The sequence below is a fragment of the Bacillus sp. PK6-025 genome (assembly GCF_056530265.1).
In genome coordinates, this window is sequence record NZ_CP096509.1 from 1,467,811 (window position 1) to 1,482,913 (window position 15,103).

Genomic DNA, 15,103 nt, shown 5'->3' on the forward strand with positions numbered 1-15,103 from the left:
GTGCTTACACAAATTTACCCGCAACCAAGCCATCCTTACTCTTTTGAACTAAATAAAGATATGCAGATGTCAGCCGCGCATTTTATTCCGAGAGAGGATGCGGGCGCATGCAGCAGAGTCCACGGCCATACGTATACAATCAATATCACGATTGCCGGGGATGAATTGAATGAATCAGGATTCCTTGTCAACTTCAGCACCATTAAAAAATTGATCCACGGGGAATACGATCATACGCTTTTAAATGACCATCAGGAATTTTCGGGTGAAAGCGCGGATCGGATCCCTTCGACAGAAGTGGTGGCGAAAACGATTTACGATAAAACAGAGGCTTATTTGAAAGATCTCAAAAACCGTCCGCATTGCGTTCAGGTGTTTGTCAGGGAAACGCCGACAAGCTATGTCGTCTACCGTCCGAAACCGGGTGTTCACAATGGCTAAGCCGATTCCCGTACTTGAAATTTTCGGTCCGACGGTTCAGGGAGAGGGGATGGTCATCGGGCAAAAAACGATGTTTGTCAGAACAGCCGGCTGCGACTATTCGTGCAGCTGGTGCGATTCAGCTTTTACCTGGGACGGTTCGGCGAAAAAAGACATCAAATGGATGACCGCTGAAGAAGTATACGAATCTCTTAAAGACATCGGCGGAAACGCCTTCTCGCACGTTACGATTTCAGGAGGCAACCCGGCGCTTTTAAAACAGCTGGACGGACTGATTTCCCTTTTAAAAGAAAACGGTATACGGACAGCGCTTGAGACGCAAGGGACGTTTTATCAAGACTGGTTTGCCGGAATCGATGATTTAACAATTTCGCCAAAGCCGCCGAGCTCCAATATGAAAACCGATTTTAACAAGCTTGATCATATTGTTGAAAAACTGAAAGAGCACGGCCGGGCGGAAGCGGCAAGTTTGAAGGTCGTCATATTCACGGCGGAAGACCTTCAATTTGCAAAGCAAGTTCACCAGCGTTATCCTGATGTCCCGTTCTTTCTCCAAGTCGGAAATGACGACGTTCATACAGAAGACCAAGAGCGGCTCGTCGAACGGCTGCTTCAAAAGTATGAACAGCTGGTAGAAGCGGTCACGCGCGACCCTGAATTGAACCGCGTCCGCGTTCTCCCGCAGCTCCACACCCTGATCTGGGGTAACAAACGAGGCGTTTGATTGAAGAAAGGAAGATGAATGATGACCACAAGAAAAGATTCAGAACTCGAAGGCGTAACCCTTCTTGGAAATCAAGGCACCAATTATTTGTTTGACTATTCTCCGGAAGTGCTTGAGTCTTTCCCGAATAAACACGAAAACAGGGACTATTTCGTGAAATTCAACTGCCCTGAATTCACATCCCTGTGCCCGAAAACCGGACAGCCCGATTTTGCCACGATCTATATCAGCTACATCCCTGATAAAAAAATGGTAGAAAGCAAGTCTTTGAAACTGTATCTCTTCAGTTTCCGAAATCACGGCGATTTTCACGAAGACTGCATGAACATCATCATGAACGATTTAATTGAGCTGATGGACCCGCGCTACATCGAAGTCTGGGGCAAATTCACCCCGAGAGGCGGAATCTCGATCGACCCGTACACAAACTACGGCAAGCCCGGTACAAAGTATGAAAAAATGGCCGAGTATCGGATGATGAATCATGATCTGTATCCGGAGACGATTGATAATCGGTAAGAGGTGCAGGAGAAGTGAGGGTTTGTGATCGATGTGTGACTGGAGTGACAGTAAAAGTGTGACTCGGGTGTGATGCCGGTGTGACGTCACTGTGACGTTTTTTATCTATAATATAAGCGGAACTTAATGCTAGTGTGACGTAGACGTACGATTGAGTGCGTCTATTTTTTTTGTCTAAAACGCGGTCCGATCCGGAAAGTTTATACGCAACTAATAATGAACGCAGAAAAACGTGTGCCAATCCGAAAGTGACTTCGCAGTTATTTATGACAGCGAAATTTTAAAAACGGTGTCCATTTCGGAAAGTCGTTGCGCAGTTATAAGTGAAGGCGGAAAAATTTCGAATTTATTGTGCGGTTTTGAAAAGTCGCGGGTATTATTTCGTGAAGGCTACAGCGGGGAGTTACTAACGCAAAGGAGGCGGTTGTCATATTACCGAGAATGAGGATTACGGGAGCAGCGGCGGAAATGCTCGTAGTAAGCGATCTTATATTGAAGGGTTACGAGCCGTACTTGCCTACGATGGGGAATACGGAATGCGACATGCTCGTTGAAAAAGACGGAAAGGCATATCGGGTTCAGGTGAAAAGCGCGCGTTCAGAAGACGGTGAAAAGGTTAAATTCGATATTACCCGTCCGAGTGCGTCCAGTAAGCATTACAGCAAAGAGGATTTCGACATTCTTGCGCTACACGACTTTTACTCCGGAAAAACGGCGTATCTAGTTTGGCGGGATCTTCCGCATAAAAGGAGTATTACGTTGAGGTATTCGAATACAGTCGGCAGCAACGCTTTTGTAGGCGCAAATGGACGTCTGTTCTTCGATGACTACTTAGAATTTCCGGAGATCATTACGAAAGAGATTGCGGGGTGATAAACGAATGACAAACGAAGAACGGGGCGTTTTGGATTTACGCGAGCACAAATTCGCACAGGTAGCGAGCAGCGTGTTAGCTGACGTCAAGATTCTCGACAAGAGTGCGCAAAAGCTCGTTTATACGATGTTGTCGATGCACGCGGACAATCACAGCAAGCAGTCGTTTCCTTCGGTCAAAACGCTGGCATCCGAATGTTTCTGCTCGGAGAATACGGTCCGGGAGGCTTTGCGTAAGTTGAAGGATGTTGGGTTGATCGACATTCGCGAAAGAAGGAGTAAGGAGAGCGGACAATTATCGAACCTGTACGTGCTGCTGCCGATACCGAAAGCATTCGAAAATGAAGCCGGGGGTTCATGAGGTGAACCCGTCCCTTGCTCAAACGACAGACGAACTATACTCATTTACTATACGCATTATCTATACTCAATTAAATAATAGCGCTCATATACATTCGCGCGGATATTCTTTATTAAAAGATGTATCGCTATTAATAACATCTGCAAGAGTGAGCGTATGCGAACGATTGCTAGGTCTTACTAATAAACGAAAGGATGTGCGGTATGTTTACGAAATACGAGCTCGCTGTTCTATACGAAGCTTTAAATGACTTGCGCCCGGAAACTTGCGCGCTGGTACAAGATGAGCTGCCGGTTTCTGTTTCAGAACTACGCGTTAAAGTTAAGCGACTAATTAACGAAGGAGCTGACGAAGATGACGGAAGTACAAACGAATGACCTGAAGTCGACAATCGAATTTTTACTCGACAATATGGAGCTTGTCGCCCGCCAAGTCGAACTGAACGCGGTCCTGATGCGAAAAGGAAAGGACGCCCTTATCCGCGCAGGATTCACCGAAGACCAGGCGTTTGAAATTATCAAAGCGAGAGGAGCGATGCTGTAATGCCGATTGAAATCCCGATTTCCCATGATTACAAACTCACGTCAGACGAACGCAATATCATCGTAAATGAACGCTATTTCACCGATCCAACGAAAGCGCCGAACTGGCCGAAGCGGCTTGCCGAAAATCCCGACCTGGATCCGTCACCAATCGCACGTTGGCGGGAGATCGCGTACTTCTCATCCGTTGATCGCGCAATCATGTTCGTTATGGATCGGCGTGTAAAACTATCGGACGCCACGACGCTGGAAGAGCTCGCACGAATTATACGGGAATTTCGCGGGGAATTAGCGGCTTTGCTGACGGTCGAGGGTAATCGTAAGGGCTGACGTTAGAAGGGCGAAAATACACGGAATGGAGGCGTTAAAATGAGAAACGGTGTTTATACAGAGGTTAGCGAATTAGCGGGGAAAACGCTAGACAAAATTACTCGATGTGCTGACGAAGAGTTATGGTTTTACACGGAAGACGGAGAAGTATACTGCATGTACCACGATCAAGACTGTTGCGAAAGCGTATATATCGAGGATGTTTGCGGAGATCTTGACGATTTGGTCGGCAGCCCGTTAGTCATGGCCGAAGAAATTTACGAAGATAGAGAGCCGTTAGACAGTTGGGACGATAGCTATACGTGGACGTTTTATAAATTCGCTACGAATAAAGGATACGTAACAATTCGATGGTACGGCACCTCAAACGGATATTACTCGGAATCAGTCTCTTTTGAGCGACTGGATGAGGAGGCGTTAAAATGATCGTTCCAAAATTCGATAGAGACCGCATTATCCAGGACGCAAAGGGACTCGGAATTGAGGTGCGGGAGGTAGCGCCGGGAGAGGGCGGCGTGTTTATCCAGGAGAAGGACGGATCAGAGCGTGAGTTGACGACGTTCGATCTGTTTCCGGAAGCCAAAGAAATCGCAGACCTATGTTGTGCCCTTGCCGGATTGATTGCGGAAAACGAGCGGCTGAAGAAGGCTCTGAAATTAATCGAATCGAAGTCGGAGATTCCCGAAGAATCAGTCGATTTAGTTCCGATTACTGAGTTATACGAAATAAATTTACACGCAAAGGAGGCGCTAAGATGAGCGAAATTAAAAGGCCGTTAATTACGAAGGAGCAGGCGTATGCGTTACTTGGGCTATACGCAGAGGAATGGTCGAAGGAGGACGTTCTGGAATACCATGTAACGCGTGAGTGGACGGACCGATTTAGTCCGTTAAATGATCTAGACACCGTGACGCTCGCGTCCGCATTAATCAACGGATATGAAGTCGAAAAGACGCCGGAGGAGAAGGTGCGGGAATATTACGAGAAACTCTGCGATGGGTACGATCGAGCACAGTTCTATGAGGACGAAGGCAAGTACTTGCTCATGAAGCGAGCAGTCCGTAGAACGTTGGATGCTCTCGGAGTCCAAATAGCCGGGATCAATGACGAAGAAGGTGACGAAAATGCCGACGACAGATAAACCGGTATCAAAATGGAATACGCACGACTTCCAGGCGTACTTAAAAGCGGAGCATGAGCGGCTGTACGGCGTCCCTTACGTTCCGATGCCTACTCGCGAACCATGGAAGGCCGAAGCGGGAATGCTCGGGCGCTGGGTCGGAACGAAGCGGAAGCCGAGCAAATACGGACCGGAAGTAACGAAGCGCTTCATAGATCTGTGCTTTGCGGAATACAGGCCGACGGCAGAATGGCCGGGCATCAGCTTCGGATTTATGCATACGTATATGGGACGGAATTTGCAGCGGGCAGTGGCGGAAATCAGGGCCGAAGAAGCGGCGCAACAAAGGCGGGAGCAGCAGGCGGAAATCGGCGACGACTTCTATTAAACGGAGGGATTGCGATGACTAAAACGAAAAAGTATGTGCGGATTATGAAAGCGGGAAAACCTTCGTACTGGTATGCGGATAAGATCGGTCAGGTGTTCGAGGTTACTCGCGACTTTGGAGAAGACTATACGGTAATACATTTAGAAGACGCTTATATTTACCGTGTCGCGAAAGAAGACGGAGAACTTATCGTCACAGAGAAGCGTCCAGCCAAGAGGCATGATCGAATTTTAATTACGAATGCCGCAATGCATGGTCTTTATAAGAATGGAGACGAGTTTGTTGTTGATATGGAGTATACATTCGGAAACGGAGTATCCGTTTATGCAGAGTACGACATACATCGGTTGTGGGGGTACTACGTGACTTATAGCGAATACGAAGTCATCGTCAATAACGAAGTTGAAAACGGGGAGGCTGACGAAGTGGAACGATATGATACTGCAGTAGAAACAGCAAGAGATGCGATCGAAGAATTACGCCTGGCGGCATACGCAAAAGGGTTCGAAGATGCGAGGCGTGAATTAACGGCGACGGCACCGGTTGAAAAGACTGCACAAGAACGTCGGGATGAAATCGTTGAGCAGGCGAAGGCTGATATCAATGAGTTGAAAAATCGCAATTTCTACGAAGTGCCTGACGCTGATAATTTCTATAACCCCTACATTTGTACTGCGGAGTTTATTGTAAACAACCAAAAACGAACTGTTGTAGCATTATTGCGTGGTGCTAATACGAGCAAAGTCTACGCAAGAGGTATCGCCAAAGCCGCACTGGACGACTGCTTCAACGTCCATATCGGAAAGGCTATCGCTCTTCATCGCGCACTCGGTATCGAAGTACCTGACGAATATCTGAACGCACCGCAGCCGACTGAGGTTCGTGTGGGAGACGTTGTTCGAATCGTAGCTACTGACGGGCGGGTCGCAGAATATACAGTCGGCAAATTAGAAAACGGCAAAGCGTACGATGCTGATTATCCGGATATGTTTACGTATTTAGACGCACAGAAACGGCACGGTCATCTTTGTAAAAATCCAAAAACAATTGACGATAGCCGGACGGAGGTGGGCGAATGTCTTTAAAGTATACGATGAGTCAGGCGGAAATCGTCGAAGCTATGATGCAGTGGCTTCAGCGGAAAGGGTATTCGGTAACTAACGGAAAATTTGTAGTCAACCCATGGGACCACGAAGTTAAAGCGGAGTTTACTATCCACAAGAACTAACGAAAGGAGTGAACGCCATTGACTAACGAAAGACACTGCGTCCTGGCTAACGGATGCAAAGCGGCCGGCACGTCCGCCTGTACCCGCCAATGCCCGCACTTCATCGCACTACACGGCGCGTCTGGCAACGGCGGTCGATCTGCGGCGGCAGGATTACCGCGAGAATATCGTTTGACAACGCTCGCCAATTCTCCGGCTCGAACGAGCCAGCCTGCGGTATATAAATCGGTTGAAAACTACGTCAAGACGTTCGAGCGCCAATTTGAGCAGACGGAAGGCTATATCGAACCGGCTGACCGGATTAAGTCGTTGTATCTCTACAGCGCAAACTCCGGCACCGGAAAGACGACGACAGCGGCGGCAATCCTTAACGAATGGCTGCGCGTTCATTACAGCGGATCTTTGCGGAGAGGTTTAACGCCATCACTGCGTCCGGCCTATTTCCTCGATGTGAACGAATGGCAAACGGAATTCAACCTCGCAACCATGACGAATGACGAGCACGGCTTGACGGAATTCAAACGGAAGATGACGCTGGCGATGGCGGCTCCATTTGCGGTATTGGATGACGTAGGTGTGCGGGATTGTACGCCAGCCTTTCGCGGATATCTTCACGCAATAGTTAACGCAAGAGTGACGAACCAACTTCCGACTGTCTATACGAGCAACATTGCGCTCGGACGTCTTTCGGATGTGTTCGGAGAGAAAAGGCTGGCGGACCGGATCGGCGATTTGTGCTGGGTGAGCGAATTCGAGGGCGAATCGAAAAGGGGGCTGCGGAGATGAAAACGGACATCGCTTTCGGAGACCTAGTTGCAGTAGACGGATATCCAGACCGCATTTTCTTCGTAGAAGCGCGAAGGAAAGTCGAAGAAGAGGACGATACCGGCGTTTCTAATTACGTTGAATTCGATCTGGCAGACGCAATTCACGGCGAGTGGATTCTCGCTGATTCGAACGACATCCGCCTAGTCTGCCGCAGTCAGTTTGTTGACGAATATCTTGACGGAGTTGATTACGAAAACTATCCGGAGCCGGAGGGAACGGCGTTTCACTTTGCGGAATTTCTTCCGGAATTGCCGAGTGCCGATACCATAGCTAAGCTTAGCGAAGGACTTGAAAAGGCGGGGAGTGAAATGGCGAAAGACAAGACGAAGAAAATCGATGAGCTGCTCGATAAGTACATCGATTTTATGACGCTTTATGAGCTGATTGGCGACGAGGATTACAAGTCGTATGCTGATGGAGTTCTGGCGAAATTGAAGCGGGAGGTCGAGCGATAATGTACCGCCTACTCTATCCGTTAAAGTGGACGTTTGCTGTGCTAGATTGGACGTTTTATTACATCGGTGTCGCTGCGGCTTCCGTTTCGGGCATGTTCGAAAGCGCAGCCGATAACTTCCGTATACGTATAGAAATCGCAGAGCAACTGAAGAGGGGCGCTAGAGTCGTTTATATCGAGAAGAAGAGGAGGGATCGCGGATGAACTACGGTGTTTTAATGCTATCGAAAGTAATCGAACAGAACGATCCGAACGCGCTGCTGCGCTTTAATATTACCGCCGAGGATCTGCCGACGGAAGGCGAACGCAAGGCACTCCGATACATCACGGAATATGCGGAGAAACACGGAGGCCAGGCGCCGACGGCCGAGATGGTTGCGAATGAGGTGCCGGACTTCCAGCCGGATTTTAATATCGATGCCAATTACGATTACCTTGCGGAAAAACTACGGAAACAGGCTGCGTTGCGAGAGTTCGTTGATATCGCGGAAAAGGAGCTTCCGGACCGGTTTAGCCAAGCGCAAGATAATCCGGAAGAATTATTTTCGTGGTTGACGGAAAAAGTCGAAAGTCTTAAAATAAGAACAAACGTTCGTAGTTCGGTCGGTACCGACATCAAAAAAGATACCGACAAATTCAAAGCCGAATACGAAAACCGCAAGGCTGGCGAGTCTTTCCGGATCTGGCGCAGTAAATTCGAATTCATAAACCGGGCGATGGGCGGCTATGTTTCGTCGAACGTATACGTTATTTATGGGAAATCCGGACGGGGAAAATCGGCCATAGCGTTGGAGGAAGCGATTAGTTGTGCGATGCAGGGGGCGAACGTTCTAATCTGGTCGATGGAGATGGGATGGTATGAGGTTCTCGTCAGGCTTTACGTTTCAATTTCGGGAGAGTTTGGGATCGATAATAATCCGTTAGAAGACGTTGATATGGAACTCGGAATCGACTACGCAGGCCCTGGCGGCTTTAACTCGCGAGATGTTCGCCATGGCAAGCTGTCCGAAGAATTCGAAGCCGGTTTTATGGAGTTCCTCGATAGGATGAACGAATTGATCCCGGGTAATATCATTGTCCGCGCGGTAGACGACGAGGACTTCGACTCTCGGAAACTCCGCGATCTGAAGGCGGATATACTCGAAACGAAAGCTGACGTCGTGCTAATCGATCCGTTTTACTATTTAGATTACGAAAAGAACACGTCAAAGACTGCGGGTGGAGACGCGGCCGAAACATCGAAAAAACTCCGTCGTCTAGCCGGTCAAACAAAAACGACTGTCTTTGCGTTGACGCAAGCGGAAGAAGGTGAAGGGAAAGACGCTGATTCCGAATTAAAGTTGCCGCAGCGTAAGGACGTCAAGAAAACGAAAGCCTTACTCGAAGATGCTGCGCTATTGATTGCGGTGGATACGAACGCAGAGGAAGGTCGAGGCCTGATCGGTCTGAACAAAGGACGGGATGGAGGCGAAGGGAAGAGCGCTGAGATCATTTATCTGCCGCAGTTCGGCGTCATCAAACAACTAGGAGGAGCCGAAGGGTCAGCGGATCAGTTCGACTTTTAAGCAGTTGGAATATAACGGATAACATTGTCAACATTTACCGCGGAAAATTCTGAATACTTTCGACAAAATACGATGGAATTTTTCGAAATCAGGGCGTAATATATAGAACAATCCGGCCTAATTAGGACGAAAGGAGTGATACGAAAGTGCCGATTTTAACGTTAAATGGCCGTCAGGTCGACGTCGACATCCGATTTGAACTCGAACAATTCGAATGGACGCGGCCGACCTGGACGGACGAGCGACTCCTGGCCGCAAGCCCTTTCCGATATGACCGGACACCGAGCTTCTACGTTTATCTTGACGATACGACATCCGCAAAGGCCGGCTATTGGGGCGATAGCGGCTATTATGACGCAGAGTATGCACGGGGCGGCTTCGTTAAGTTGCTGGCGTTCTTGCGCGAAGAAACCGAAGAAGAGACGGTCGAATACCTGATCGATGCGTATGCGCCGGAATCAAATGACGGTAAATTAACGCTCAGGCTGCCGAAGCTGAAGATCGCAAAGAATCGCGAACCTCTAAGCGAATCGATACTCGACGATGTGTCTGCGGGGCCTAACGATTATTTAAACAAGCGCGGAATCATGCCGGCTGTCCAGCGTCTAATGGGCGTGGGAATGGTTGGCGGTGCGGTTGCGCTACCCTGGCGGCTCCCGAACGGCCGGCTCGCCAACGTAAAGTATCGGTCAACGCGGGGCAAGGCGTTCTGGTATGTCAAAGGCGGATGGCCGATACGGGACCTTGTTTACGGAATGAATGTCGTGTATGACCGGCGGCTGAAGCGCGTTGTCTTATGCGAGGCGGAGATCGATGCGCAATCGTGGATGACGGCGGGAGTGCCGGCGATCGGAACCGGAGGATCTTCGTTCAACCAAAAGAAGGCGGACATTATCGTCCAGTCTCCGATCGAACACGTAACCATCGTGACGGATAACGATAAGGCCGGCGAGAAGTTGCGGGCGGAGGTCGAGCGTTATTTATACGGGAAAGTCGGACTGGCACACGGATATATTACGGAAGGGAAGGATGCGAATGAATTTTTGCTTGCGGAGGGGAGAGCGGAGTTGAAGTCGGTGTATGAGCGCGCAGAGGACGTTAAGAAGTGGCGGGTGGAGTTACCTAAACGGGTAAGTTTTTCGTTGACGGGCGACACTTAATCCCGTCAGCGACCGACTACCTGTTATTCCTCGACGATCCATTCGTACAGGTCGTCCATGCGGCAGTTTAGAATTACCGAAAAAGTTTTCGCAGTATCCAGGTTCATCCGTTTTGTTCCGTGTACATAACCGGATACATGCGATTCTTTAACGCCAGCCCTATCGGCGAGCTGCGCTTGGTTCATTCCAGCTTCACGGAGTCGGTCGCGAAGTAAACATTTACCTCGACGATACTTAACCGTATTAAACACCTCCGCAAAGCTTTTGCTTCACGGGGAAATTATAGCTTAAATATCGTTATTTTTCTACGTTATCAGGAACTATTTTAATGACTTTCTCAACGGGCACCTCTAGGAATAAGCAGATTTTTTCCAGGGTACCTATATACATTTTGAGATTGTTTTGTAAGTGGTTTTCTTTAATACTAGCTTGCGTCCTGGAACTGATAACTTGTCTCAAATCACTCAGTTTCATTCCTTTTTCTCTTAAAGTATCGAATAAAGGCGAAAAATCAACCATTGAAAATCCTCCTAAAAAATATGTTTACACGTATAAACATTTTCGTTATAATTCAATTATACTTAATCAGGGAATAAAAGTCATTCATTATTTAATCGGGGTGAATTACATGGAAGGTGTAAGGGAGTTCTTATTTAATAAAATTGAAGACAGAGATGACTTGGATGACAAAAAAGTTGCGGACTTTTTAAATATTTCTACAAGACAGGTTTATTACCTAAAAAGCGGACAGAGGGAGTTAACTTTTAGAAATGTATTGCGCCTAATTCTTCTTGTAGATCCTAAAAATTATAAAAGCAAAATGCGGCAGTGGTGCCTTAAAATGAGAACAGATGATTGTATTAAAAACACATTTGAGTATGCTGCTGTAACACGTGATGTTGGACTATTAAACCAATTGTTAACCAAACACAGGACAACAAAAGGTGTTATTGGTCAGTATGTGAAGGTTTACTCTTTTATATACAGTTATATGACTGGCGAAACAAAATTTCACCAAATGGGCGACGCGCTGTCTGCCTTAAAAAACATCAGTGATGCTTCTTTAAAAATTCTCTTGAATATCTACAAATGCATCGTTCTACTACACAAACGTCAATTCTCCTACTTAATAGATAAGGCAGCTGATATCGAGGCCGAAATTAAATCTTTGAGCGACAAGACACGGCTGTTCTTAAAGGAATGCTATCTGTTTCGTCTATCGGAGGTACTTTCCGTCGCGAATTTGTTTTTGAACAACTTAGAAGAGGCTAGGCACTACGCTAGTATTATTCTGCAATCTAATATCAACAAAAGAGCTGAATCAGATGCCTATTATGTGTTAGGTATGTCTTATCTAATTAAAAGCCCCAAAAAATGTCTTTTTTTCCTTGAGAAGAGTTGCGCTACGGCCGCGGAAACTAATTCAGAGTTAATAATGGAGGTTTCAGAATATAACCTGAGTATGGGGAAACTTCTCCTGTCTATTGAATTAGATAAAGATGATCACGAATCAGTTTTATCAGTTCAGCGCTATAAAGAAGGAAAAATCTCCTTTTCTGAAGCAGAGAAAAATGTTAAAAAAGTCGGCGATCTCGATTTATTGGATTACCTTAGAAGTATGGAAGGAAAAAAAGTTGAAAGTTTGTATAAAAAATTTCACTATTTCGTTGCCAATTCCAATCTTTATTTCGCAGTTATTATTGTGAGGGATTTGATCAACGCGGGGGAAAATTCCGAGTTTGTTAAATCTCTTGCTAATCTAAGTAAAGGTAATCCAAAAGGAGAGGTTTTATTTGAAAAAGATTTTATCAGTTGCTTTAGTGTTGGGAGTAGTTGTGGCAGGAGGGTTAGCGCTTAAATCAATTAATGGTGGCGGAGTAGAACAGCAGAAAGAACTTGCAATTAATATCATAGGAGGTTAGGACAAGGTCGCCCATTTAGGGCGGCTTTTATTTATCCATTTTGTTTAAACGTGTGAACAAAAGTAGTATTTCAAAACCTTGTTCACTTTCAGAAAATTCAATATCAAATCATGCTAATATATGGTCATGGAAGAAAAACTTATAAAAAAATAAAAAACATGTGCCAATCTTTATCCAAGATTCGCAGTTATTATTGAAAGGGGAAATGATAGTTGGAACACGAAAAAAACTTAATAAAGCTGATTGATGAGTTCCAGACCACAGGGAGCAGCCAATCATTCCGAAACATATTTGATCATTTCAAATCTATGGTTTCAAATATCGCGAGGAAATACTCAAGAACAAGCGCGGTATTGCGGGATGAAATTGTAAGTGAATTAAACGAACGAGTTTGGTGGTGTGCAAAGAACTTCGACAAGCAAAAATCAACCGATGTTGTTAGCCACTTCAAACTACACTTAGCAAGAGCTGCGATCGATGTTACCAGGAAAAAGAATGGGACATATGTTAAGCGATCAATTCCGTTAGACACGACCGCGGAGGAGAATGCGGCAACATTCGAATCTGCATCGGATTTCGATTTAGAATCTTATGTAGTTGATCGAGTATCAGGCGAAATAAAAACGGACCACGATAAGCGGCAACTTATCGAGGCCCTAACGAATAACTCAGATGCTTTAACGACGGCAATCGTTAAAGAACATCTTTCACCCGAACAACCTAGCGCCCGGCAAATTGGACGTAAGCTAGGTGTTCACCACTACACCGTAACACGAGAGATTCGCAAACTTGCGAAAAACTATGACGCATCACAGCACGGCGATATTAGTGTTTATCTTGCTGTATAAAACGTAACTAGCCTCGGGAGGCGTAGCCACATCCTCATGATAACCGTTCTCATGTCAAAAGACAAGCGAACAGTATGCGAACACACCTTCCGATCTAGTACGTTTTACCTAAATAATATGGAGGCGAACGTACTATGAATATCCCCAAAATTTCCGATTCCAATACGTATCCTGCGCTAGATCCGCGCAAACTTACCGAAATTTTATATCAAGGCGCATGGCCGGTCGATGAAGATCCGGCGGACTACTACCGACCACAATCGATTAAGGCGGTGCGCGTCGGATGAAACAATACGAAGTCACAAAGCACGCTATTGATCGCGCAGTCGAACGTCTCGGTGTCTTGCGGTCAGTCGCTCCTAATCACCTCGTTCAATTAATGCAGACGGCAGTTTATGTCGGAAGCAATCCGGATAAACGAGGCGGTCGGCAGGAAGTATACGATCACCACAAGAGCAGAGTTCGATTTATCGTATATAAAAATAAAATCGTGACCGTTTACAAAATGCCCGCACCACTCGACGCAATCCCTGACGAAATGAAGGCGGCTTTACGGCGCAAAGCAAACGCAATGATCCGCCGTATCAAACGCGAAGTCCGTGCTCTTAACGTCCAGATTGCGGAAAAGAACCTCGAAATTGCGCAGCTCGAATTGAATCGCGCAAAGGCCCGTTCGAATAAGGTTATCGCCAGTATTGACGCAAAAATTTCCGATCTGAAATCCGAATATAGCGAGCTTGCGGCCAAACGCTCGGAATTAACCGAGAAGGAAAAAGGAGTCGCCGCCTATGTCTAACGCATGGCTATTCGAAATATTTGCGGTGATTGCCGCGCTTGTACTTGGCCGACTTATTTACGAAGTTAATCGCGAAGAAGGCGAATAAGGGCGGCGGATAAGCGGCCCGGCGCTCGGAGAATGTCGGGGCGGCCGTTAAGTAACGGAGTCGCGTCGCTACGGCTTAGCGCTGGCGGCGTTTCGGACGCAGATACCGGCATTTTGCGAGGGCTAAAAGCCTCAAAATTAAAACGTAGGGGGAAATCGAATGAGTCTAAGAGATACTTTGAAGCAACGTGAGGAACAGCGTGAGGCAGCGCAATCAGGCGGTGAGTTCCCGGAAGGTGTCACTCGTTATGTCCGTATGGGTAAACACGGAGAAGTAAACGCGGAAGGACGCACATTCGTTATTCTCGCTGATCCAGACGACTGGTTTGCGTATTATGTGCATGAGCAAAGCACATTTAACGGCCAGAGGACGATCTATCACTTCCGTAAACATACGTGCCTGCATTCTCCGAAAGGAATTCGTGCTGATCAGAGCGCATTTAAGAAACCGAACCCTGACGCTTGCCCGTCTTGCTTAGTTGGTGCTCCTCGTAAGCTGTACGCGTTGATTCCGGTTTATGATCTCGAATACGAAACATATCGCGTAATCGATACGAAAGAGTTCCACATTAACAACTTGATCGCGGACTATGACAAAGCCGAAAAGATGGGTCGCAAGTTTAATCCGGACTACACTCTCGTCGGTGAAGCCGTTCATATCAAACAAGTCGACAAGTCGTTCTCGTTAGAATCTGGCGATGCCTCTCCGGAACAGCTTGAGGAAGCGAAAAAGTTCATCGGAATCGACTACGAGTATGAAGAACTCGCTAACTTCCGTGAAGAGGCCGACATCGTTAAACTACTGCACGAAGCGGATGAGGAAGCGAAGATTGATCGCGCTAAACTGCCACCAGTATCGGAATCCAATAACGAAAAACCTAACGAAGAAATCAGTGACGATGATCTACCGTTTTAAT

The 15,103-nt window shown here is 46.9% G+C and carries 25 protein-coding genes; 23 read left to right on the top strand and 2 right to left on the bottom strand.

What is annotated here, in order from left to right; translation table 11 throughout:
- The 18 genes from queD to M1D67_RS07555 all read left to right on the top strand — a co-directional run bounded on the left by queD (position 1) and on the right by M1D67_RS07555 (position 10,533).
- Complete coding sequence (queD, locus tag M1D67_RS07470) at positions 1-441, top strand: 6-carboxytetrahydropterin synthase QueD (protein ID WP_023857309.1); 441 nt, start codon at positions 1-3, stop codon at positions 439-441.
- The gene (gene queE, locus M1D67_RS07475) at positions 434-1,165 is read left to right on the top strand and encodes a 7-carboxy-7-deazaguanine synthase QueE (RefSeq protein WP_035338861.1); all 732 of its coding nucleotides are present in this window, start codon (positions 434-436) and stop codon (positions 1,163-1,165) included. The genes queD and queE overlap by 8 nt, the downstream gene beginning before the upstream one ends.
- A 21-nt stretch (positions 1,166-1,186) precedes the next feature.
- Positions 1,187-1,684: a preQ(1) synthase gene (queF, locus tag M1D67_RS07480; RefSeq protein ID WP_009328607.1), complete on the top strand. Its 498-nt coding sequence runs from the start codon at positions 1,187-1,189 to the stop codon at positions 1,682-1,684.
- A gap of 468 nt (positions 1,685-2,152) precedes the next feature.
- Positions 2,153-2,557: a group I intron-associated PD-(D/E)XK endonuclease gene (locus tag M1D67_RS07485; protein ID WP_144498415.1), complete on the top strand. Its 405-nt coding sequence runs from the start codon at positions 2,153-2,155 to the stop codon at positions 2,555-2,557.
- A gap of 7 nt (positions 2,558-2,564) precedes the next feature.
- Entirely contained in the window at positions 2,565-2,918 is a 354-nt protein-coding gene (locus tag M1D67_RS07490) for a helix-turn-helix domain-containing protein (protein ID WP_479831711.1), read from the top strand.
- Between the two features lie 203 nt (positions 2,919-3,121).
- On the top strand, positions 3,122-3,295 hold the full coding sequence (locus tag M1D67_RS07495) for a hypothetical protein (protein WP_189319637.1): 174 nt from the start codon (positions 3,122-3,124) through the stop codon (positions 3,293-3,295).
- Positions 3,273-3,461, top strand: a complete 189-nt coding sequence (locus tag M1D67_RS07500; RefSeq protein ID WP_025810917.1) for a hypothetical protein — start codon at positions 3,273-3,275, stop codon at positions 3,459-3,461. Before M1D67_RS07495 ends, M1D67_RS07500 begins: the two co-directional genes overlap by 23 nt.
- Complete coding sequence (locus tag M1D67_RS07505; protein WP_479831712.1) at positions 3,461-3,790, top strand: hypothetical protein; 330 nt, start codon at positions 3,461-3,463, stop codon at positions 3,788-3,790. The genes M1D67_RS07500 and M1D67_RS07505 overlap by 1 nt, the downstream gene beginning before the upstream one ends.
- Positions 3,791-3,829: 39 nt before the next feature.
- Positions 3,830-4,216 carry a DUF7448 domain-containing protein gene (locus M1D67_RS07510; RefSeq protein ID WP_479831713.1) on the top strand — a complete coding sequence of 129 codons (387 nt, stop codon included), beginning with the start codon at positions 3,830-3,832 and terminating at the stop codon, positions 4,214-4,216.
- Entirely contained in the window at positions 4,213-4,548 is a 336-nt protein-coding gene (locus M1D67_RS07515) for a hypothetical protein (RefSeq protein WP_479831714.1), read from the top strand. Before M1D67_RS07510 ends, M1D67_RS07515 begins: the two co-directional genes overlap by 4 nt.
- Positions 4,545-4,931 carry a hypothetical protein gene (locus M1D67_RS07520; protein WP_479831715.1) on the top strand — a complete coding sequence of 129 codons (387 nt, stop codon included), beginning with the start codon at positions 4,545-4,547 and terminating at the stop codon, positions 4,929-4,931. The genes M1D67_RS07515 and M1D67_RS07520 overlap by 4 nt, the downstream gene beginning before the upstream one ends.
- Positions 4,915-5,298: a hypothetical protein gene (locus M1D67_RS07525; RefSeq protein WP_479831716.1), complete on the top strand. Its 384-nt coding sequence runs from the start codon at positions 4,915-4,917 to the stop codon at positions 5,296-5,298. Before M1D67_RS07520 ends, M1D67_RS07525 begins: the two co-directional genes overlap by 17 nt.
- Positions 5,299-5,312: 14 nt before the next feature.
- Positions 5,313-6,383 carry a hypothetical protein gene (locus tag M1D67_RS07530; protein ID WP_479831717.1) on the top strand — a complete coding sequence of 357 codons (1,071 nt, stop codon included), beginning with the start codon at positions 5,313-5,315 and terminating at the stop codon, positions 6,381-6,383.
- A 161-nt stretch (positions 6,384-6,544) separates the two neighbouring features.
- Positions 6,545-7,312 (top strand): ATP-binding protein, encoded by a 768-nt coding sequence (locus M1D67_RS07535; protein WP_479831718.1) that lies wholly within the window; start codon positions 6,545-6,547, stop codon positions 7,310-7,312.
- Positions 7,309-7,809 (top strand): hypothetical protein, encoded by a 501-nt coding sequence (locus M1D67_RS07540; protein WP_440097458.1) that lies wholly within the window; start codon positions 7,309-7,311, stop codon positions 7,807-7,809. Before M1D67_RS07535 ends, M1D67_RS07540 begins: the two co-directional genes overlap by 4 nt.
- On the top strand, positions 7,809-8,012 hold the full coding sequence (locus M1D67_RS07545; RefSeq protein WP_479831719.1) for a hypothetical protein: 204 nt from the start codon (positions 7,809-7,811) through the stop codon (positions 8,010-8,012). The genes M1D67_RS07540 and M1D67_RS07545 overlap by 1 nt, the downstream gene beginning before the upstream one ends.
- Complete coding sequence (locus M1D67_RS07550; RefSeq protein ID WP_479831720.1) at positions 8,009-9,373, top strand: P-loop NTPase family protein; 1,365 nt, start codon at positions 8,009-8,011, stop codon at positions 9,371-9,373. The genes M1D67_RS07545 and M1D67_RS07550 overlap by 4 nt, the downstream gene beginning before the upstream one ends.
- 146 nt (positions 9,374-9,519) lie before the next feature.
- Positions 9,520-10,533: a toprim domain-containing protein gene (locus M1D67_RS07555; protein ID WP_479831721.1), complete on the top strand. Its 1,014-nt coding sequence runs from the start codon at positions 9,520-9,522 to the stop codon at positions 10,531-10,533.
- 23 nt (positions 10,534-10,556) lie between these two features.
- Here M1D67_RS07555 and M1D67_RS07560 read toward each other — a convergent pair whose 3' ends face one another.
- Both M1D67_RS07560 and M1D67_RS07565 read right to left on the bottom strand, forming a co-directional pair.
- The gene (locus tag M1D67_RS07560) at positions 10,557-10,718 is read right to left on the bottom strand and encodes a helix-turn-helix domain-containing protein (protein WP_050821137.1); all 162 of its coding nucleotides are present in this window, start codon (positions 10,716-10,718) and stop codon (positions 10,557-10,559) included.
- Positions 10,719-10,830: 112 nt separating this feature from the next.
- Positions 10,831-11,052: a helix-turn-helix domain-containing protein gene (locus tag M1D67_RS07565; RefSeq protein WP_050821138.1), complete on the bottom strand. Its 222-nt coding sequence runs from the start codon at positions 11,050-11,052 to the stop codon at positions 10,831-10,833.
- A gap of 109 nt (positions 11,053-11,161) precedes the next feature.
- On the opposite strand from M1D67_RS07565, the gene M1D67_RS07570 reads away from it, so the two are divergent.
- The 5 genes from M1D67_RS07570 (at position 11,162) to M1D67_RS07590 (ending at position 15,102) form a co-directional block, all read left to right on the top strand.
- A complete protein-coding gene (locus tag M1D67_RS07570; RefSeq protein ID WP_023856087.1) occupies positions 11,162-12,391 on the top strand; it encodes an AimR family lysis-lysogeny pheromone receptor in 1,230 nt (409 codons plus the stop codon).
- Positions 12,392-12,667: 276 nt separating this feature from the next.
- Positions 12,668-13,303 (top strand): sigma factor, encoded by a 636-nt coding sequence (locus M1D67_RS07575; RefSeq protein ID WP_023856086.1) that lies wholly within the window; start codon positions 12,668-12,670, stop codon positions 13,301-13,303.
- Between the two features lie 134 nt (positions 13,304-13,437).
- Positions 13,438-13,590, top strand: a complete 153-nt coding sequence (locus M1D67_RS07580) for a hypothetical protein (RefSeq protein ID WP_165688617.1) — start codon at positions 13,438-13,440, stop codon at positions 13,588-13,590.
- On the top strand, positions 13,587-14,099 hold the full coding sequence (locus M1D67_RS07585) for a hypothetical protein (protein ID WP_479831722.1): 513 nt from the start codon (positions 13,587-13,589) through the stop codon (positions 14,097-14,099). The genes M1D67_RS07580 and M1D67_RS07585 overlap by 4 nt, the downstream gene beginning before the upstream one ends.
- Before the next feature lie 247 nt (positions 14,100-14,346).
- Positions 14,347-15,102, top strand: coding sequence for a single-stranded DNA-binding protein (locus M1D67_RS07590; protein ID WP_479831723.1), 756 nt, complete (start codon positions 14,347-14,349; stop codon positions 15,100-15,102).
- The last annotated feature ends 1 nt before the right edge of the window (position 15,103 follow it).